This is a genomic window from Capnocytophaga sp. oral taxon 864, from assembly GCF_002998835.1.
GTDB classification, from domain to species: Bacteria; Bacteroidota; Bacteroidia; order Flavobacteriales; family Flavobacteriaceae; genus Capnocytophaga; species Capnocytophaga ochracea.
On sequence record NZ_CP027232.1, the window covers coordinates 557067 to 577734 of the forward strand.

Annotated in this window: 12 protein-coding genes and 3 tRNA genes; 9 read left to right on the forward strand and 6 right to left on the reverse strand. The window is 39.3% G+C overall.

Annotation, left to right across the window (positions count from 1 at the left end; translation table 11 throughout):
• Nucleotides 1-2 precede the first annotated feature (2 nt).
• The 6 genes from C3V44_RS02610 to pyrH all read right to left on the reverse strand — a co-directional run bounded on the left by C3V44_RS02610 (nucleotide 3) and on the right by pyrH (nucleotide 5585).
• Complete coding sequence (locus C3V44_RS02610; RefSeq protein WP_106095428.1) at nucleotides 3-563, reverse strand: hypothetical protein; 561 nt, start codon at nucleotides 561-563, stop codon at nucleotides 3-5.
• Nucleotides 564-590: 27 nt separating this feature from the next.
• Nucleotides 591-1349, reverse strand: coding sequence for a Mur ligase (locus C3V44_RS02615; protein WP_106095429.1), 759 nt, complete (start codon nucleotides 1347-1349; stop codon nucleotides 591-593).
• Between the two features lie 3 nt (nucleotides 1350-1352).
• Entirely contained in the window at nucleotides 1353-3098 is a 1746-nt protein-coding gene (locus C3V44_RS02620) for an alpha-amylase family glycosyl hydrolase (protein WP_106095430.1), read from the reverse strand.
• A gap of 40 nt (nucleotides 3099-3138) precedes the next feature.
• Nucleotides 3139-4243, reverse strand: a protein-coding gene (prfB, locus tag C3V44_RS02625; RefSeq protein WP_015782918.1) for a peptide chain release factor 2 whose coding sequence is annotated in 2 segments (ribosomal slippage) — nucleotides 3139-4182 and nucleotides 4184-4243 — 1104 coding nt in all. Because the reading frame shifts where the segments join, the coding sequence is not laid out codon by codon here.
• Complete coding sequence (gene frr / locus C3V44_RS02630; RefSeq protein WP_009750469.1) at nucleotides 4240-4794, reverse strand: ribosome recycling factor; 555 nt, start codon at nucleotides 4792-4794, stop codon at nucleotides 4240-4242. The genes prfB and frr overlap by 4 nt, the downstream gene beginning before the upstream one ends.
• A gap of 83 nt (nucleotides 4795-4877) precedes the next feature.
• Entirely contained in the window at nucleotides 4878-5585 is a 708-nt protein-coding gene (gene pyrH, locus C3V44_RS02635; RefSeq protein WP_002671891.1) for a UMP kinase, read from the reverse strand.
• A gap of 900 nt (nucleotides 5586-6485) precedes the next feature.
• Between pyrH and C3V44_RS02640 the strand changes: the two genes are divergently transcribed.
• The 9 genes from C3V44_RS02640 (at nucleotide 6486) to C3V44_RS02680 (ending at nucleotide 20134) form a co-directional block, all read left to right on the forward strand.
• Nucleotides 6486-7301: an endonuclease I family protein gene (locus C3V44_RS02640; RefSeq protein WP_106095432.1), complete on the forward strand. Its 816-nt coding sequence runs from the start codon at nucleotides 6486-6488 to the stop codon at nucleotides 7299-7301.
• A 5-nt stretch (nucleotides 7302-7306) separates the two neighbouring features.
• Nucleotides 7307-9208 (forward strand): ATP-dependent DNA helicase RecQ, encoded by a 1902-nt coding sequence (locus C3V44_RS02645; RefSeq protein WP_106095433.1) that lies wholly within the window; start codon nucleotides 7307-7309, stop codon nucleotides 9206-9208.
• A 41-nt stretch (nucleotides 9209-9249) separates the two neighbouring features.
• Entirely contained in the window at nucleotides 9250-12579 is a 3330-nt protein-coding gene (gene mfd, locus C3V44_RS02650) for a transcription-repair coupling factor (RefSeq protein ID WP_106095434.1), read from the forward strand.
• 66 nt (nucleotides 12580-12645) lie between these two features.
• Nucleotides 12646-15519, forward strand: a complete 2874-nt coding sequence (uvrA, locus tag C3V44_RS02655) for an excinuclease ABC subunit UvrA (RefSeq protein WP_106095435.1) — start codon at nucleotides 12646-12648, stop codon at nucleotides 15517-15519.
• Nucleotides 15520-15623: 104 nt separating this feature from the next.
• Entirely contained in the window at nucleotides 15624-18512 is a 2889-nt protein-coding gene (locus C3V44_RS02660; protein ID WP_106095436.1) for a SusC/RagA family TonB-linked outer membrane protein, read from the forward strand.
• A 12-nt stretch (nucleotides 18513-18524) separates the two neighbouring features.
• Nucleotides 18525-19658 (forward strand): DUF1735 and LamG domain-containing protein, encoded by a 1134-nt coding sequence (locus C3V44_RS02665; protein ID WP_106095437.1) that lies wholly within the window; start codon nucleotides 18525-18527, stop codon nucleotides 19656-19658.
• Nucleotides 19659-19805: 147 nt separating this feature from the next.
• Nucleotides 19806-19889 (forward strand) — tRNA-Ser (locus tag C3V44_RS02670).
• 29 nt (nucleotides 19890-19918) lie between these two features.
• Nucleotides 19919-19993: transfer RNA gene (locus tag C3V44_RS02675), tRNA-Pro, on the forward strand.
• A gap of 67 nt (nucleotides 19994-20060) precedes the next feature.
• A tRNA-Arg gene (locus C3V44_RS02680) sits at nucleotides 20061-20134 on the forward strand.
• Nucleotides 20135-20668: the final 534 nt, after the last annotated feature.

Here is a 20668-nt window from a genome sequence, read left to right on the forward strand (position 1 = left end):
GTTTATTTCTTTATAATCTTCCAGCCATTTTTCTCATTGTATTTCAACTTAAACTTCTGAGTAATAAAGGTTGTATTAGGATACGGGTCTTTACCAAAATTGTAAAAAGGTGTTTTCTCTTTATCTAATACTACATTACAAATAACCACCTTTTCTGAGTTCTTTTCAATAGTAATCCCTTTATCATTTAATTTATAAATGATTGTTTTAACATTAGCACTGTTCTTGTTCTGTTTCACAAGGTAAGGAAGTGCTTCTTTAGTAAGAGTAGGAGAGATTATATATACGCTATCTTTTGAAAACCATCTCTTCCTACTTTTCTCATTATTAATATCAATAAGCCCTTCATCTGCTAATTCCTGTATAGTAATTAACAAATCTTTGTCTTTAGTACTGTCTAACTTCTGCTTATTGGTATTAAATTTCCCTGTCTCATATAAAGGGTTCTCTTCTAAATAATCAGCAATAAGGTTAGATACCTCATCTTTACTTATTTGATTACTCGAATTACAAGCTGTAAAAAAGCTTAAAGCTAAAACTATGAGTGAAAAATAAAACTTCATATATCTAAATTTTTAATTATTATCTTATTAAATACTTGCCATTGCCTCATAAAAGTCGGCTTCGTCTATGCCCATATTCTGGCATACCCATTTGGCTGCTTCTATATAGCCCAACTGTTCAGCATTTGTTTCACCTAAGGGCAATTCGCCTTCGGGGGTAATGAGGTAAGTCTCACCATTATGAGTTTCAAACGCAGGGGTACCATACTCCATCTTGCGAATAGGACTCTCATTATTCCCTACTAACTCATTTAATAGCAGGTCTTCTTCATTGTAAATGAGTATTCCTCCTTTGGTTATCCCCTCTATAAATTGTTTATAAATATCTTTATTTTCTTCTATTATATCACTGATAAGAGCTACTGTGGGGTGCAACATAGCCTCCTCTTCATTGCTTTCTATAAGCACAAATTCGGTATCAGCAAAATGCACTTGCTTCCCTTCGATAGGACTTTCAAAGTAGTAGCTCACTGGTTGATTACAAAAACTCATAGTGTGAAGCACCTTTGCCAATACTTCTTTTCTTCCCTTGTTACCTGTAATCACTACACGAGTTTTGTGTTTAAAGTATTCGTATAGAAAAGAGGTAGGCGATAGAATATTAAGTCCTAAGTGTTGCGCTTGTAATAAGTCTGGGTGTGTATGAGAAAGATGTGGGTCTACCACCACGTAATCAATTGTAGCCGTCATCTCTTCGGGGAGTGTAGTGATATGATGTCTTTTGTGTAGCTCAGCCATTAACGGACGCAAATGCGTACTGGGAGCTACTATAAAATGAATGTTCATAATTTACGAATCTACTAATTTGCTAATTTTGAATATTAAAGACTCCAAAGGCGCTATATCTACTCGCAATCTTCCTTTGCCATTTGCAATCTGTAAGGTAGTGTGTTTTTCATTGTAAAGAGCATCGATAAGCGTATAAGTACCATCGTTTAAGAACCAACTACCCAACAAGTAAGCTGGCAACTGCAAGTCAAAACCAAAGTAGTCGTGCTCACTAAAGTTGCTCACAATCACCCACTGTTCGTCCTCATTGCCTCTTGCAAAACTGTACACCCTATCGTTGTAATACTCAGTATGCTGCCGATTGTATTGGTGCAAATCAATATAAGCCCCATTCACTTTTAAGTTGAGCAATCGCTGGTAGAAATTGCGTAAAGAACGTTCTGCCTCTGATAACTGACCGCCGTCAAAGCGCTTATTATTCACCCAGCGTTGGTGTGCAGGAACACCTATATAATCAAAAATAGACGTACGCGACGGACTACCAAATCCTGCTACTTCCGCTGCTTTCTCCCCTACTTCTTGACCAAAATACAGCATCACCGGCGACTCGTTAATAAACGTAGAGACTGTCATCGCTGGTTTAGCTTTTTCAGCATATCCCGCAAACTCAGGCGAGGCTATGCGCTGTTCGTCGTGGTTTTCCAAGAAGTGTAACATACGATGTGCAATATCAGCAAGATTGCTTTGTATAGCCACAATAGCATCAGTGCTGTGTCCGTGAGTCACAATATTGCGCAAAGTGTCGTAAAGTTGCACTTTGTCGTATAGATAGTCCATCTTGCCTAAATGCAGATAAGGACGATATTCATTAGGATTGTACACTTCAGCCAATAAAAATGCCTTTGGATTTTGGTGCTTGATAGCCGAATTGAGATAACTCCAGAACTCTACCGGCACCATTTCAGCCATATCATAACGGAAGCCGTCTACTCCTTTCCCGAGCCAATACAAGGCTATATCTTTAAATTTTCTCCAAGTGTCGGGTACTGTTTTATCAGCCCAAAAGTGGTAATGCGCTTCAGTATCTTCATTCTCAAAGCTTGCAGGTAGTTCAGCAAAATCCTTAGTGCCGTCGGGGCGTACCCCGTAGTTGAGTTTTACCGTTTCATACCAGTCATTGCGGTCGGGTTTAGAAGCGCGTGCGCCATTACCCGTCCATTTGGCAGGAAACTCGTGATACTCACCATAAATACCCTCAGGCAACTGAAAAGCTTCATTAGGATTGTAATAGAAATTGTTATTTACCGCATATTGTACGGTGGTATCATCGTCTTCGCCAAAACCGCGTGTGCCTTCCGGCTTGGCTATACTCTCATACCGACGCGCCACGTGGTTAGGCACTATGTCCATTATTACTTTCAATCCGCATTGGTGGGTACGGGCGATAAGGGCTTCCCATTCCTCCAAGCGTTGTGTAGGGTCATCGGCAAGGTCGGGGTTTACAGTGTAGTAATCCTTAATAGCATAAGGCGAACCCGCACGACCTTTTACCACTGCGGGAAAGTCGTTGCTGATACCATAAGCCGTATAGTCGGTAGTAAGGGCGTGGTGTAACACCCCCGTAAACCAAATATGTGTTACACCTAATGCTTTGAGTTCTTCAAGAGCTTTTGTAGTAAAATCAGCAAACTTACCTACACCGTTCTCTTCTATCGTCCCCCAAGGTTTATTAGTGGTATTAGTATTGCCAAAAAGCCTTGTAAGCACCTGATAAACTACTATTTTATTATCATTCATTACCCCCATATTCCAAAAGTATTAACCACTAACCATTAATTATTAACCATTACAAATCGCCCGTACGGCTCGTACCCATAAGCATTAGGTAGGCTTTGAGAAACTCATCTAATTCACCGTTCATTACGCTATCTACATCAGTAGATTCGTAATTGGTGCGTACGTCTTTCACAAGTTTGTAGGGGTGCATTACATAGTTGCGTATTTGTGAGCCCCATTCTATCTTCATCTTTCCTGCTTCTATCTCATCGCGCTTGGCTTGACGTTTTTTGAGCTCTATCTCATACAACTGCGATTTGAGTAGTTGCAACGCCTTGTTCTTATTATCCAACTGACTGCGGGTTTCGGAATTCTCAATAATGATACCCGTAGGGTGGTGACGCAAACGCACAGCTGTCTCTACTTTGTTTACATTCTGCCCGCCAGCACCACTGGAGCGCATCGTCTCAAAGGTAATATCAGCGGGATTAATGTCTATTTCAATAGTATCATCTACCAAAGGGTACACGTATACCGAGGCAAAAGAAGTATGGCGTTTAGCATTACTATCAAAAGGTGAGATGCGTACCAAGCGGTGTACGCCATTTTCACCTTTTAGGTAACCAAAAGCGTATTCGCCTTCAATCTCTATAGTAACCGTTTTTACTCCTGCCACATCGCCTTCTTGGAAGTTGAGTGTTTTTACCTTATATTTTTGGTTATTGCACCACATCGTGTACATACGTAGTAGCATCGATGCCCAGTCACAGCTTTCAGTACCACCTGCACCTGCCGTAATTTGCAATACCGCACTCATCGTATCGCCCTCGTCCGAAAGCATATTGCGGAACTCCAATGCTTCAATAGCGTGTAAGGCTTGGGTGTATTGGTGGTCTACATCCTCCGCCGTAGCTTCGCCTTCTTTAAAAAAGTCAAGTAGTACTTCTATATCCGAGGTAAGATTTTCGGCTTCCTCATAGTCTTCCACCCATTTCTTTTTAGTGCGAAGCTCGCGCATCACTTTCTCAGCTTCTTTGGCATTATCCCAAAAATCAGGTGCAAAAGTCTTTTCTTCTTCGTTGCTTATTTCAATGCGTTTGGCATCTACGTCAAAGATACCTCCTTAACGCACCCAGGCGATTCACTAAATCCTTTACTTGTTCGTTGTTTGTCATACTTTTAGGATCTCAGCTTCTTTTACAGCTAATACTTCTTCTACTTTCTTGATGTATTTGTCGGTGAGCTTTTGCACACGTTCTTCAGCTTCTTTCTTCACATCATCCGAAGCTTCTACCTTTTTAATCTCTTTATTAGCGTCTTGGCGGGCGTTACGCACACTTATTTTAGCGTCTTCACCTTCACCTTTGGCTTGTTTCACGAGCTCTCTACGGCGTTCTTCGGTAAGTGGTGGTACGGTAATAATCACCATTTCGCCATTGTTCATTGGGTTAAAGCCCAAATTAGCTATTTGGATAGCTTTCTCAATAGGCTGAATCATTTTCTTTTCCCAAGGTTGAATAGAGATAGTACGCGAGTCGGGAGCTGATACATTGGCTACCTGACTAAGAGGTGTTTGCGCACCGTAGTAGTCCACCATTACACTACTTACCATTTGCGGACTCGCCTTGCCAGCGCGGATATTGGCTAAAGCCTTATCTAAGTGTTGCAATGCCTCTTGCATCGCTTCGCTTGTAGTTTCTAAGATAATATTAATTTCTTCGTTCATTGTATATTGTTTTTAATTATTTGTTAGTTGTTAGTCTTCAATTGTTAAAAAAGCATCGCAATATAACCATTAATCATTAACCATTAATCATTAACCGTCGTTCCTACGTTTTCGCCTGCTACTACTTTAGCGAGGTTGCCCTTTTTGTTCATATCGAATACGATGATAGGCAAATGGTTTTCTTGGCTAAGGGTAAAAGCCGTCATATCCATCACTTTAAGGTTTTTATCAATACACTCATTAAAAGAGATATGGTCGAACTTCACCGCATTAGGGTCTTTTTCAGGGTCGGCATTGTAGATACCATCTACACGAGTACCTTTAAGGATTACATCAGCATTAATTTCGATAGCGCGAAGTACCGCTGCCGAATCGGTCGTAAAGTAAGGATTACCCGTTCCCGCTCCAAAAATCACTACGCGTCCTTTTTCTAAGTGGCGTACTGCACGCCGTTTGATAAAAGGCTCAGCTATAGCTTCCATCTTGATAGCTGTTTGCAAACGGCTAAAAAGTCCTTCGTCTTCTAAGGCACTTTGTAGGGCAAGCGAGTTGATAACGGTAGCTAGCATACCCATATAGTCGCCTTGCACTCTATCCATACCATTGCTGGCACCAGCTACCCCGCGGAAGATATTTCCCCCGCCAATTACTATGGCCACTTGCACGCCTTGGTTCACTACCTCCTTAATTTCGGCAGCGTATTCTTTTAAACGCGCGGGGTCAATACCGTACTGGCGACTTCCCATAAGGGCTTCCCCGCTGAGTTTTAGTAAAATTCGTTTGTATTTCATATATGAAAAATGTATTTTATCTAAAGAGTCTGTTTTATAACAAATCGTATATACGTACTTATTTTGGGGGCAAAGATAATGATTAATTAACAATTAACAACATACCATTGAGAATTAAATTCGCAAAATGCGTTCTTTTTTTCTTTCATTTCCACTTTGTCCCCCTCTTATTCTTAATTTTTCTTTGTCTTTCCCCTATCTATCCGTGTGGCTCGTACTGTCATTTGTATAAACTTTGCTAAAGTTTCAAATCTTTGGAAAAGTTGAAATCCACTAATAACCTTCTTTTTATCTCTCTCTTAGATTTACCTTATCTTTGATTTAGTATTGCTCTTTCTTCGTTCATTCTTCATCTGTTCGTGCGACTCACACCGTCTTTTGTTTTTCTTAAGCTTGCTTTAACTTCCCTCTATCTTCGAATAAGTCTTGTTTTTCAGACTGATAGCCTTTACCTATTTCTCTTTAAGGCTTGTCCCCCTTCGGGGGTTCGGGGGCTTCTCATTCGTCTTTTCCCTATCTGTTCGTGCAACTTGCACTGTCTTTTATTCCCTTTTCAGTCATTGTAGAGCCACTGTAGACCCACTGTAGACCCACTGTAGAGCCACTGTAGACCCACTGTAGACCTACTGTAGACCCACTCATTGTTCGTTAATCCTATAAGCCTTCTTAATTTCACCATTAACCATTAACCATTAACCATTAATCAATATTTGCTTATTTAATAATTACTTCGTACCTTTGCACTATCATTTAATGAAAATAAGAAATAAAGAAGTATAATGCAACAGTCTGTTTTCTGTACTGATATTACACATCAAGATGAGAATGTACTATTGAAAAACGCTACTAATGCTAAAGTTAGCTTTTTCGTGTAAACAAATAACTAAAAATTAAATACATATGAAAAGAATTTATGTTTTATTATTCGTAATGCTCTTGTTAGCTTGCAAGAATGATGACCAAGCACAACCTCTCCCTGCTGTACCTCCTGCTCCTAACCCTCCTACCACCACTACTCCCACTACTGAGGAGCCCATCCCTCCTGTAAAGATTACAGTACCCGAGGAGTTAAAAACTTACTATAAAGGGTTTGATTTCACTAAAACGGGGACAGCTTTGTATGATGATTTAGCAGTTCTTACTATTAGTAAGCATAAAAATCAATTAGGTTATGGTGAGCGCCATAAATATCTTTATAAAGCCGATGCAAGCCTTAAAAATCCCCAAAATGTTGTACTGGTTTATACAGGAGAAGAACGTTTCTGGAAGGAATACGAAGGTAATAAAGGATATAGTCCCACTACTTTTAATACAGAGCATATCTACCCTCAGTCTAAAATAGAAAATAATGCCAAAGGAGACTTACATCACCTAAGAGTATGTGATAAGAGTGTCAATTCTCGCAGAGGAAACTATCCATTTACTGAAGGAAAGGGCAATGCTAAACTTAGTAATAAAACGTGGTATCCTGGTGATGAATGGAAAGGCGATGTAGCGCGAATGGTATTGTATTTAAACTTACGCTATCACGAACCTTTAAATAATGAAATTAGTACCGGAGGTGTTGAAATGCTCCTAAAATGGAATGACGAAGATCCCGTTTCTGACCTTGAACGTCAGCGTAACAATGTGATTGAAAAGGCACAAGGTAACCGTAATCCGTTTATTGATTTTCCTCAATTGGTGCGTCCAGCATACAAAGGTTATAAGCAGTAGTATTTATGGAGAATGAACCTCTGTACATACTCAAAAAGTATTGGGGGTACGACGGTTTTCGCAACTCTCAAGAAGCTGTTATCAACTCGGTATTATCCGGAAAAGATACCTTAGCCTTATTACCTACGGGTGGAGGAAAGTCTATTACTTTTCAAGTGCCTGCTATGATGAAAGAAGGCATCTGCATAGTTGTTTCTCCCTTAGTAGCCCTAATGACAGACCAAGTAGAGGCACTTAAAAATAGAGAAATACGTGCACTATCGTTATCGGGAGGTCTCCCCTACTCTGAGTTGGAACGCTTGCTAAACAATGCTCTCTATGGGCAATATAAATTCTTATACCTGTCCCCTGAACGTCTGCAACAGGAATTGGTGCGCTCTTATCTCAAAGCAATGTCTATTAACTTAATAGTGATAGACGAAGCACATTGTGTATCACATTGGGGTAAAGATTTTCGTCCTGCTTATTTACAGTGTAAATGGCTGAAAGAAGAATTTCCTAACGTCTCATTATTGGCACTCACAGCTTCGGCAACGCATCAAGTACAGCAAGATATCTTACATCATTTAGGTATAGAAAATGCTACTATTATCAGTACTTCTTTAGCACGCCCTAATATCGCTTACAAAGTGTATAAGGTTTCCGATAAATGGCACAAGTTACTACAACTGTTAAAAAAGACCGAAGGGAGTGCTATCGTATACTTGCGTAGCAGAAATGGTTGCATACAATTGGCTGAACTATTGCAGAATCACGGTATCTCAGCAGCCTATTTTCACGGAGGTCTTCCTGCCGAAGAAAAGAATAAAAAGCTCAGTATGTGGTTGCTCAACGATGTGCGTGTAATGGCAGCTACCAATGCTTTCGGAATGGGGATAGACAAACCTGATGTGCGCTTCGTAATTCATTGGGATATACCTCAAACCTTAGAGGACTATTTTCAAGAGGCTGGACGCGCAGGTCGCGATGGTAATCCAGCCGAAGCTATCCTATTCTATGGTAAAATCGACGTTGAAAATGCTAATAAACTGCTAAAAGATTACTTGGTAGACATTCCTTTTCTCAAGCTACTTTATGCGAAACTTAATGCTTATTTTCAAATAGCAATAGGTGAAGGACAAGAAGGGGTATTCAGTTTCTTCTTCCCCGACTTCTGGAAGCGTTATCAGCTATCGCCCATAAAGTCCTATAATGGTTTGCAGGTGTTAGACCGAATGTCTATTATTTCGCTCAGCCAGCAATTTTACAAAAAGGTTACTTTGCATATTACAGCACCTGCCCCTCAGCTTATTACTTATTTACAAACGCATCGTTATCTAAAAAATCTTGTTATCTATCTCATAAGGTCTTACCCTCTTATCTACAGTCAGCCTATAACTTTGGAGATGGAAAAAATCACTGAACTCACAGAACTCGACTATCGTGATATCATCAAGAATTTAGAACATTTACACAACGATGGAATGGCTATCTTAAAAAACGAAGCTTCTGATATTCAAATTATCTTTAATGTGCCTCGTGATGATGACCGCACTATCAATAGTATTTCTAAAAACTTAAAAGAGTACAATCACACCAAGCTAAGTTTGCAAGAAGCAGTATTCCGCTATCTTCAAAATGAGGATATTTGTCGCAACATTCAGCTCTTAGAATACTTCGGTGAAAAATCCGAAAAGCCTTGTGGAGTATGTTCAAATTGTATTGCCAAACTACCTCCTCCAAAAGTTGATAAAAAAGAGGTTAAAGAAGCAGTTTGGAATTTATTGAAGTCCAAACCTATAACTCCCAATGAGCTCCTTATCGCATTGCCTTTCCCTGCAAAAGATATCAATAAGGTTTTGGAAGAACTTTTGTATATGCAAAAAATAGCTTATAACAACTGTAATGAATTAGTTGTTAATTCCTAATTTATGCGTACCTTTGCACTTTGTAATCATAATCCCTATTTGTGAAAGAGTTATTACAATTATTCGCAGAAAATAGTACTTATAAAAGTTTATTAACTGAAATTAAAGCACATCATAGTATCGTTGCCAATGGTTTGGCAGGGGCTTCTCTGTCCTTACTCATAGCTAATGTTTATACTAATACCAAACGTCCGCTATTGGTGCTATTGCCCGACAAAGAAGAAAGTGCCTATTTGTTAAATGACTTAGAAACCTTAGTAGGCGAACAAGTACTTTTCTTTCCTGATAGCTATCGTCGCCCGTATCAAATTGAAGATACCGATAATGCCAACGTGTTACTACGTGCTGAAGTACTCAATCAGCTGAGCAATAGTGGGCAACCACTGATAGTAGTCTCCTACCCCGAAGCGCTCTTCGAGAAAGTTATCACTCGTAAGCAATTAGAGCAAAATACCTTAAAGATTAGCAAAGGAGACCAACTAACCATTGAACTCTTGAACGAAGTGCTTTTCTCCTATAATTTCAATCGTACTGACTTTGTAACCGAACCTGGCGAGTTTTCAGTACGCGGGGGGATTGTTGATGTTTTTTCTTTCTCAAATAACGAACCTTACCGCATTGAATTCTTTGGCAATGAAGTAGAGAGTATTCGCACCTTCGATGTCGAAACACAGCTCTCAACAACACAGCTTTCTAAGATTACCATTATCCCTAACGTCGAAAACAAAGAAGGTAATGAGGTACGTCAATCATTTTTAGAGTATATCAGCGAACAGACTCTTTTAATATCTAAGGAAACATCTACTTTTGGAGCAAAAATCGACAAGCTCTTCACTAAAGCTACTGACATTTACGAAAAACTCTCTAATGAAGTAAAACGCAGTACACCCGATGTGCTATATTGTCAATCAGAAGATTTATTAAACCAAATGGGGAGATTTCAGCAAATAAATATAAATCTTCCCTCATCTTTCTCCAAAGGTGAAAAAGAGATTGTTTTCCGCACTACACCACAGCCCTCATTCAACAAGCAATTCGAGCTACTTATCAGTTATTTAAACGATAAACACACTGAGGGATACCAAAACTATATCCTCTGTGGCAGTGAGCAACAAGCCAAACGCTTCCACGACATCTTTGAGGAGATGGAACAAAAAGTGCATTACCAAACACTACTAATTTCTCTACACGCAGGCTTTATAGATAATGAGCACAAGCTGAATGTCTTTACTGACCATCAAATATTTGAGCGTTACTACAAATTCCAGCTGAAGAACGGATATGCTAAAAAGCAAGCAATTACGCTCAAAGAGTTAATGCAATTAGAAGTAGGCGACTATGTAACCCATATCGACCACGGTATTGGTAAGTTTGCTGGATTACAGAAGATAGAGGTTGAAGGCAAGCAACAAGAGGCAATCAAACTGATTTACGGCGACCGCGATGTCCTATTCGTAAGCATTCACGCCCTACATAAAATCACTAAATACAACGGTAAGGACGGCAAGCCACCCAAGATATACAAATTAGGTTCTGGAGCCTGGAAGGCGCTCAAGCAGAAGACAAAAACAAGAGTGAAGGAAATAGCCTTCAACTTAATTCAGTTGTATGCTAAACGCAAGGAATCTAAAGGGTATGCATACTCTCACGACAGCTATATGCAGAACGAACTAGAAGCCTCTTTCCTATATGAAGATACACCCGACCAAAGCAAAGCTACTGCCGATGTAAAAGCTGATATGGAGAGCCCAAAACCTATGGACAGGTTGGTCTGTGGCGATGTTGGATTTGGAAAAACCGAAGTAGCTATTCGCGCTGCTTTCAAAGCGGTAGACAACGGCAAGCAGGTAGCGGTATTGGTACCTACTACGGTACTCGCTTTTCAGCACTTTCAAACCTTTAGCCAGCGTATGAAAGACTTCCCTGTACGCATCGATTATCTCAACCGATTCCGCACAGCTAAGGAAAAGAAAATCATCTTAGAAGAACTGGCAAATGGTCAATTAGATATCATCATCGGAACTCATCAGATAGTAGGCGAAAAGGTTGCTTATAAAGATTTAGGTCTACTGATAGTAGACGAAGAGCAAAAGTTTGGTGTAGGCGTGAAGGATAAGCTCAAAACTCTCAAAGAAAACCTCGATGTGCTCACCCTCACTGCTACACCTATCCCCCGAACCTTACAATTCAGCTTAATGGCAGCCCGCGACCTATCAGTAATCAATACACCACCCCCTAACCGCTACCCTATCGATTCTCAGGTAGTACCTTTCAGCGAAGAGATAATACGCGATGGTATTCGTTATGAAATTCAGCGAGGCGGACAAGTGTTCTTTATGCACAACCGTGTAGAGAATATTCAGGAAGTAGCAGGTATGATTCAACGCCTATTACCCGATGCGCGTATAGCCATTGGTCACGGACAAATGGACGGAAAAAAATTAGAAGAAACAATGTTAGCCTTTATGAATGGTGCTTACGATATATTAGTAGCTACTACTATCATTGAAAATGGTTTAGATGTACCCAATGCTAATACCATCTTTATCAATAATGCACATAATTTCGGCTTATCCGATTTACACCAAATGCGTGGACGTGTAGGTAGAAGTAATAAAAAAGCATTTTGTTACTTCATCACCCCTCCGTTGGTAGCGATGAGTGATGATGCCCGCAAGCGTATTGAAGCTATAGCTCAGTTCTCTGATTTAGGAAGCGGGTTAAATATTGCTATGAAGGATTTAGAAATTCGTGGAGCTGGAGACCTCTTAGGCGGGGAACAAAGTGGATTTATCAATGAGTTAGGCTTCGAAACTTATCAGAAAATATTGCAAGAAGCTATAGTAGAGCTCAAAGAAAATGAGTTCTCAGAACTATATCACACTGCCGAAGAAGATAAAACTTACCTCACCGATACTCAAATAGACACCGATTTTGAATTGCTTTTTCCTGATACCTATGTCAATAGAGTGGCAGAACGGCTCAATCTTTATAACGAACTGAGTAATTTACCCAATGAGGAAGCTTTACAGCAGTACCAACGCAATCTTACCGACCGTTTTGGCAAACTTCCTCCCCAAGCTATCGACTTGCTCAACAGCGTGCGAGTGAAATGGATAGCTACTCGTATGGGAATTGAAAAGCTCGTGATGAAAAACGGTAAGATGACAGGCTATTTTATCTCCGACCAAAACAGTCCATTTTACCAAAGTGAGCGTTTTCAAAAGGTGCTACTCTTTGTACAACGTTACCCTAACAAGTGTCGTATGCAAGAGAAAGAAACCCGTAACGGGTTGCGTTTGCTCCTTATTTTTGAAGGAATCAATACTGTGTATCAAGCCTTAAAAGTAATGCAGTTATTAGATGCATAGAAAGATTAGTATCACCTAATTATTTAATCATAGGCTACTTATGGTAGCCTCTATAATAGTCACTAAATGAAAAAGAAAACGAATAATGTAGCTCCCACTGATGTACTTGAAGTTCAAGGCGCAAGGGTGCATAACCTCAAAAATATAGACCTTTCCATACCTCGCGAAAAGCTTGTAGTCTTCACAGGGCTTTCTGGTAGTGGCAAGTCCTCATTGGCATTCGATACTATCTATGCCGAAGGACAACGCCGTTATATCGAGACTTTCTCGGCTTATGCTCGCCAATTTCTCGGGGGATTAGAGCGCCCCGATGTAGATAAAATCGACGGACTCTCGCCTGTAATCGCTATCGAACAGAAAACTACCTCCAAATCACCGCGCTCTACAGTGGGTACAATCACCGAAATCTACGACTTCTTGCGCCTGCTATTTGCCCGTGCTTCCGATGCTTATAGCTACGTAACGGGCGAAAAGATGGTAAGTTATACCGATAGCCAAATTCAGGAACTCATTACCAAGGAATACAAAGGCAAACGCATTAACCTATTAGCTCCTGTGGTACAATCGAGAAAAGGACATTACCGCGAGCTTTTTGAGCAGATTGCTAAACAAGGCTTTGTAAAGGTACGTACCGATGGCGAAATTCGTGATATCGAAAAAGGTATGAAGCTTGACCGTTACAAAACACACGATATTGAAATCGTGATCGACCGTATGCTAATTGATGATACTGACGATACCCAAAAACGCCTACAAGAAAGTATCAAAATTGCAATGAACTACGGCGACGATGTGCTAATGGTTTTAGAACACGACCAAAAAAAAGCTCACTATTTCAGCAGACACTTGATGTGTCCTTCTTCGGGCATTTCATATCCTCTTCCTGAACCTAATACTTTCTCGTTTAACTCTCCCAAAGGAATGTGTCCGCACTGCAATGGGTTGGGTGAAGTACAAGAAATCAACCTCTCCAAGATTATCCCCGACCCTTCTATCTCTATCAAGAACGGAGGGATTACAGCAGTAGGAGAGCAAAAGAACACTTGGATATTCAAACAATTAGAGCTCATTGTACAAAAGTTCGGTCATAAACTCTCCGACCCTATTGAGGCACTTCCTAAAGAAGCGATGGATATTATTCTCTATGGTGGTAAAGATAAATACGCTATCAAATCGGATGTATTAGGCATTACGCGCAATTTTGAAATTGATTTCGAAGGTATCATCAACTTCATCAAAAGCCAGCACGAAAATGCCGATATGGCAGCTATCAAGCGCTGGGCTGAAGAGTTTATGGATACTATTCCTTGTGAGGAATGTCACGGCACTCGCTTGCGCAAAGAGGCGCTTTACTTTAAAATAGCTGATAAAAATATAGCTGAACTATCTGCCTTAGATATTACAGATTTATTGGCGTGGTTCAAATCTCTACCTGAGCATCTCTCTACCAAACAGCGCAAAATAGCAGAAGAAATTATCAAAGAAATTACCACCCGACTCCAATTCCTCATAGATGTAGGGCTTACTTATTTAGCCCTTAACCGAAGTTCTAAATCGTTATCTGGAGGAGAAGCTCAGCGTATCAGACTGGCAACGCAGATAGGTTCTCAACTCACAGGGGTACTCTATATACTTGATGAACCTAGCATTGGTTTGCATCAGCGAGATAACAAAAGGCTTATCAACTCGCTGAAATCGCTCAGAGATATTGGCAACTCAGTAATTGTGGTAGAACACGATGAAGAAATGATACAAGAAGCCGATTATGTAGTGGATATAGGACCTAAAGCGGGCGTAAATGGAGGGGATATCATCTTTCAAGGAACGCCTAAAGAGTTGCTAAAAGCAAATACCATCACCGCCGACTATATGAGTGGGAGAAAGAAGATTGAAATACCTACCCAAAGGCGCAAAGGCAATGGCAAAGAAATTATCTTAAAAGGCTGTACGGGCAACAACTTGAAGAACATAACCGTAAAATTCCCTTTAGGGGTAATGATAGGGGTAACAGGTGTATCGGGAAGTGGCAAATCAACACTTATTAACGAGACACTGTATCCTATCTTAAACGCTCACTTCTTTAATGGCGTAAAAAAACCGATGCCTTATAAAAGCATTGAGGGCTTAGAACATATTGATAAGGTAATCGATATCGATCAATCACCTATTGGGCGTACACCTCGTTCAAATCCTGCTACCTACACAGGTGTTTTCAGTGAAATACGCAACCTTTTCACCCAAGTACCCGAAGCGCAAATACGTGGCTATAAACCAGGTAGATTTAGTTTCAACGTGAAAGGCGGTAGATGTGAAACCTGTGAAGGCTCAGGCTTAAAGGTGATTGAAATGAACTTCCTCCCCGATGTCTATGTGCCCTGCGAAACTTGTAAAGGAAAACGCTTCAACCGCGAGACCCTTGAAGTGCGATACAAAGGGAAATCTATTGCCGATGTGCTGGATATGACTATAAGTGAGGCAGTAAAATTCTTTGAACCTATCCCTAAAATATACCGCAAACTAAAAACTATTGAAGAGGTAGGTTTAGGCTACATCACTTTAGGACAACAATCTACTACACTTTCAGGAGGAGAAGCCCAACGGGTGAAGTTAGCTACAGAACTTTCTAAAATAGACACGGGCAATACTTTTTATATATTAGATGAACCCACCACAGGACTCCATTTTGACGATGTAAAGGTACTCCTCGAAGTACTCGACCGTTTGGTAGATAAGGGCAATACTGTTTTAGTGATAGAGCACAACCTCGATGTTATCAGAAAAGTAGACTATATCATAGATATAGGGCACGATGGAGGAAAGGCAGGTGGCGAAGTAATAGCCTTTGGTACTCCTGAAGAGGTAGCTAAAAACAAGAAGAGTTTCACTGCTGAGTATCTGATTAGTTTTCTTACTCTCTTACTTTCTTTATTCTATCTCTGAAAATCGTATTTAGTAATAGAACTTATATTTAAAAAAATGTGTAAAAATTTTGTATAAGTGAATAAAAGTTGTACCTTTGCGGGGTATATTTATATGTAAACGCTATGAAACAGAAAATACAACTTGTGTTAGTCTTGCTATTCTTATTTGCAGGAGTGGTTCAAGCACAGATGAAAAACATTACTGGGGAAGTTCTCGATGAGAACAATCAACCTATGCCATCGGTTGCAATAATTATTAAAAACACACGTTCAACAAAAGCTACTAAAGGTGTTTCAACGAATACTGATGGTAAGTTTGAACTCAAAGCCAAAGTAGGTGATGTACTTGAGTTTAGTTTTTTAGGATATGAACCCCAGCAAAGAAAAGTAGAGGGTAAAAATAAGAATATTAACTTTAAGATAGTCTTAAGACCCCAAATAATAGAGCATATTGATCATATTCTAATAGGTAAGCCAAAATATTCTACTGCTCTAGGAATTTATCAAGAAGGGGAAGTTTTACCCTATCAACAACAAAAAGTTTCAGACAAGGACCTCACTCAAGTCAAGCAAGCAAATTTTGTGAATAGCCTTGATGGTAGAGTTGCAGGTTTGCATATCCAGCGAAGTGCTACGGGTATTGGTGGGGCTACAAAAGCTACTATGCGTGGAGTTCGCTCACTCTTTGGTGATAATAATGTACTGTACGTGATAGATGGAATGCCCATCGCTAACCAAGCTGAAAGAGGTATTGGAGGCGATGGTAGAGATACCAGCGAAGGTATTTCTGACCTCAATCCTGAGGATATTGAAGAAGTAGTTGTATTACAAGGAGCGCAAGCAACGGCACTCTATGGAGCTTCAGCTGCCAATGGTGTGGTACTCATTCGCACTAAAAAAGCTGAAAGTAACCAATTTAAAATTAACCTTTCTTCTTCAATAGAGTTTGTAAATAAACTCACAAAGCCTGAGTTTCAAGAAACATATGGCAATGAGTTAGGACAATACACTTCACTGTCCACTCGTGCTTTACCTAAGGGTACTTCTTTTAATATAAATGATTTTTATAAAACTGGACACGTGTACCAGAATGCAGTAAGCATTTCAGGAGGTATAGATTTTAAAGGAGGTAAAAATAAAACCTACACTTCATTAGCTTCTTTACAATCAGGTGGTATAGTGCACAACAGCGTATATAACCGTTATAATGCTTATTTGCACAATACTACTTCTCTGTTAAATGATGCTTTACAAATAGACCTTTCGGGGAATTATATCCGTCAGTATGAACGCAACCAGGTAGCCTCTGGTATCGCTTTCAATCCTATAGTGGGCTTGTACTTATACCCAAGAGGGGAACAATTTGGTCAAGAACGTTATTTTGAACGTTATGATGCTATCGCAGGTTATGCTAAGCAATATTGGATTGCAGGTTCAGGTACGCCCGATACACCGGCTAACTTAGGTGAAAATGTCCAAAATCCTTATTGGATAGCGTACAGAAATTTACGTCCTACTACTAAAGACCGTTATATGTTTTCAGGTAAAGTAAGCTATAAAATTATAGGAGATTTAGACGTAGTAGCACGCTTCCGTATAGATAATACAGCCTCTACAATGGACGATAAGCGTTATGCTTCTACGCTTCCTGCTTATGCAGGCATTAATGGTTATTATGCTCATTGGAAAGAGACTTTCAAACAACAATATGCCGATGTACTCTTACATTACAATAAAAATCTATCGAATGACTTCAGTTTAGATGCTCATTTAGGAGCTTCGTATGAAGGGTACAATACTCAAGTAGAAGGTTACAAAGGTAATCTGCATAACGTAAATAATTTTACTCAAAGCAATATCACAGCTCCTACAGCTATAACCCACCCATTATGGGGAAAACGGAGTAACACGGCCTTCTTTGCAATGGCTGAAGTAGGTTGGCAATCTAAGATTTATCTCACTCTCACAGGTCGTGCTGATAAACCGTCCGATTATCCTTCTACAAATAAAAATATGGTCTTCAGTCCATCAGTAGGTGTTTCAGCTTTGTTACATCAATTTATAGGTATAGATAAAGATATATTAAGTTATGCAAAATTGCGTGGAGGCTATAGTCAAGTAGCAGCTCCTATGAGTTATGCGGGCTTAGGGGTAGCTGAAACGTCTCGCGCTTGGATTGGTAATACTTATAGTTTGCCTAACTATCCTACTGATTTACAGTTAGAGCGTACCACTTCTTATGAAGTAGGCTTAGATACCCAATGGTTTAACAATCTTTCTTTTAACGCTACTTTCTATCATACTCGTACTAATAATCAATTAGTACCTATTGTATGGCAACAAGCAGGTGAAGTGCAAAATCAAGGAGTAGAAGTTGCTTTAAGGTATACTTATCCTAATACTTCTAAAGGGGTAAATTGGGAAACTCAGCTTGTTGCTTCTACTAATAAGAACAAGATTGTGAGTTTACCTAACGAGATAGCCAACGGTATGTATACCTTACGTAAAGGTGGTGAAATAGGTGATATATACGATGCAAATGGCAACAAATTAGGCTCTACCAATCCCGATTGGCTACTAGGCTGGCAAGGGAAGATGATCTATAAGAATTTCGATTTGAATTTCTTGTTTAAAGCGCGTTTGGGAGGAATAGTTTTTTCAGAAACAGAACGTTATTTCGATCGCTATGGGGTGTCTAAAGCCTCTGCCGATAACCGAGCTAACTATGCTACTTTCATAGCTAATAGAACGGCTTCTGATTATCAATATTCGGCTACCAATATTCGTTTACAAGATGTCGCTCTTACCTATCATTTTAGAGAAGGATTCATTGTAAAAGGCTTAAAAGACCTCAGTGTGTCATTAGTAGGTCATAACCTGCTAATGCTCTATAACAAAGCACCTTTTGACCCCGAAATAGTACCTTCTGTAGGTACTTATGGCAGTGGATACGACAAATTTATGTTGCCTTCCATAAGAAGCTATGGACTTAATGTGAAAATGCAATTCTAAAATTCTACAAAGATGAAAAAGATATTTTTAATACTTGGCTTACTAAGTGTAATAGCTTGTCAAGACGAAACTACCGACAAAACGCCTCAAGCTCCCAATGTATATCAGGGAGTATTTCTCGATGGTAATAATGTTGTTGAAGTGTACGTACAAGAATACCAAGATAACAAGATTCAAAACTTAAAGGTGAAACTGATAAGAGCTGCAGGTAGGATAGTATCAGCTCAGCTTATCACAGGTGATGCTCAAACCTTAACTGACTATAATGCACAATATGGTACAGATTACAAACTCTTACCTACTGATAAATATAGTATTGATGAAAATGCTATCTTCAATACTTATGAAACAGAAACTCCTATTGATATTACCATTAGTGAACTAACGTTTCCTAACAACGAAGTGTATGCGCTACCCATACAAATAAGAGGTAGAAATAATATTGAAGCTATTGCAGGACAAGACCGTTTGCTTTTAGTAGTCCATAAAGAAACAAGAACAAAGGTATTGAGTATGGTAACTACAAAAGCTACTACGGGAGAAGCTCTATCTAATAACGAGCTCCCTCAATGGACTTTTGAAGCTACAATTAATTGCTCAAATCTCATAGGAAGCAACCCAATAGTAGGAGTGACATCTAATACTCATCAAGTTGAGATAGGCTTTACAAACAATCAATTAGACGTAAAAGCTTCGGATATTTCAATATTAATACCTACTGAGGTATTTAAGGCACAAACTGATAAATGGTATCCTATTGCAGTAACCTGTGACGGCAATACCGTGCGTGTATATGTTGAAGGAAAAGAAGTAGGATCTAAAACAGCAAATACTAATAGTAGAATTTATGTAAAAGATTTATGGTTTGCGGGAGCTAATGAGCTTCTCAGAGAGGTGCGTTTGTGGAAACGAGCCCTAACCCAAAAAGAAATACAATTACAGTTGTGGAGTACTCTTAAACCTACAAATGATTTACTGCTTTATTATCCTCTCAATGGTAAGAAATATAATAAAACTTCTAATACCATTACAGATGATGAAACAAAACTATGGGATTGGTCTCCCACAGACACCTCAATGGAACTTCCCTCAGGAGCAACTTTTAATAACGGTACAGGTTATGGTATTGTTTTTCCTCCTAGATGAACGGATATAAAGAAGATTTTACTATTTTTAAGTATTTGATAATTATTAGATTGATAAAAAATGTACAAAAAAGTTTCTAAAATATTTGTGCAGAATAAAAAGTTGTTATACATTTGCAACCGCAAAAGCAAAGGAGCTTTCAAAATTGGAGAGGTGCCGGAGTGGTAACGGAGCAGATTGCTAATCTGTCGGCGGGTAACCGTCGCCTGGGTTCGAGTCCCAGTCTCTCCGCATCTAATACAAATTGTTAGATATAAATTCGGGGCGTAGCGTAGTCCGGTCATCGCGCCTGGTTTGGGACCAGGAGGTCGCAGGTTCGAATCCTGCCGCCCCGACAAAATAAGATATTTCATAAATGTTTCCTTTTGTGTGGCATTTTTGAAATATTTTTTTTGGAATAGAGGTCACGTAGCTCAGCTGGATAGAGCATCTGCCTTCTAAGCAGACGGTCACAGGTTCGAATCCTGTCGTGATCACGAGAATTTGTTTCATTTTGTATTAAAATTTATGTTCGGAATAACGCAGGATTTACCTCCTGCGTTATTTTGTTTATATACTTACTTAACGTCAGCTCGAAACAACAAAATACTATTTTTCAATCTCCTTTGCGTTGCTACAATTTTCATCTAAGAAATCTTCCTTCATCTCTTCTTTGTTTTTATTTCGTTTTATTACTCTAAAATCACCCCTAATTCTTCACTCTTAACTATTCATTTTTAGTCACTTACATAGTCTTTATATACCAATCTTCCAAGATTCGTCCAAGGTTCCTATAAGCTTTGTATAAGCTAACCATAAGATCCCCTCAACCAAAAAAACATCTTTCTTTGTTTTTTATAATTTCGTTTTCTTATCTTCGGTAAAAGTTCTAATCTACCTTGTAATTCCTTGCCGTGCTACGGCTTCCTGTAGTGCAAGAGCTATATTCTCTTATCTTGAACTTTTGTTAACTATATTTCAGATTATTTTTTGAAATAAAATTGCTCATTTACAAAGAATGTTTTACCTTT

Coding starts and splice junctions, on each gene's coding strand:
- C3V44_RS02610 (WP_106095428.1), bottom strand. CDS start 563: ATGAAGTTTTATTTTTCACTCATAGTTTTAGCTTTAAGCTTTTTTACA.
- C3V44_RS02615 (WP_106095429.1), bottom strand. CDS start 1,349: ATGAACATTCATTTTATAGTAGCTCCCAGTACGCATTTGCGTCCGTTA.
- C3V44_RS02620 (WP_106095430.1), bottom strand. CDS start 3,098: ATGGGGGTAATGAATGATAATAAAATAGTAGTTTATCAGGTGCTTACA.
- frr (WP_009750469.1), bottom strand. CDS start 4,794: ATGAACGAAGAAATTAATATTATCTTAGAAACTACAAGCGAAGCGATG.
- pyrH (WP_002671891.1), bottom strand. CDS start 5,585: ATGAAATACAAACGAATTTTACTAAAACTCAGCGGGGAAGCCCTTATG.
- C3V44_RS02640 (WP_106095432.1), top strand. CDS start 6,486: ATGAAAAGAATTTATGTTTTATTATTCGTAATGCTCTTGTTAGCTTGC.
- C3V44_RS02645 (WP_106095433.1), top strand. CDS start 7,307: ATGGAGAATGAACCTCTGTACATACTCAAAAAGTATTGGGGGTACGAC.
- uvrA (WP_106095435.1), top strand. CDS start 12,646: ATGAAAAAGAAAACGAATAATGTAGCTCCCACTGATGTACTTGAAGTT.
- C3V44_RS02660 (WP_106095436.1), top strand. CDS start 15,624: ATGAAACAGAAAATACAACTTGTGTTAGTCTTGCTATTCTTATTTGCA.
- C3V44_RS02665 (WP_106095437.1), top strand. CDS start 18,525: ATGAAAAAGATATTTTTAATACTTGGCTTACTAAGTGTAATAGCTTGT.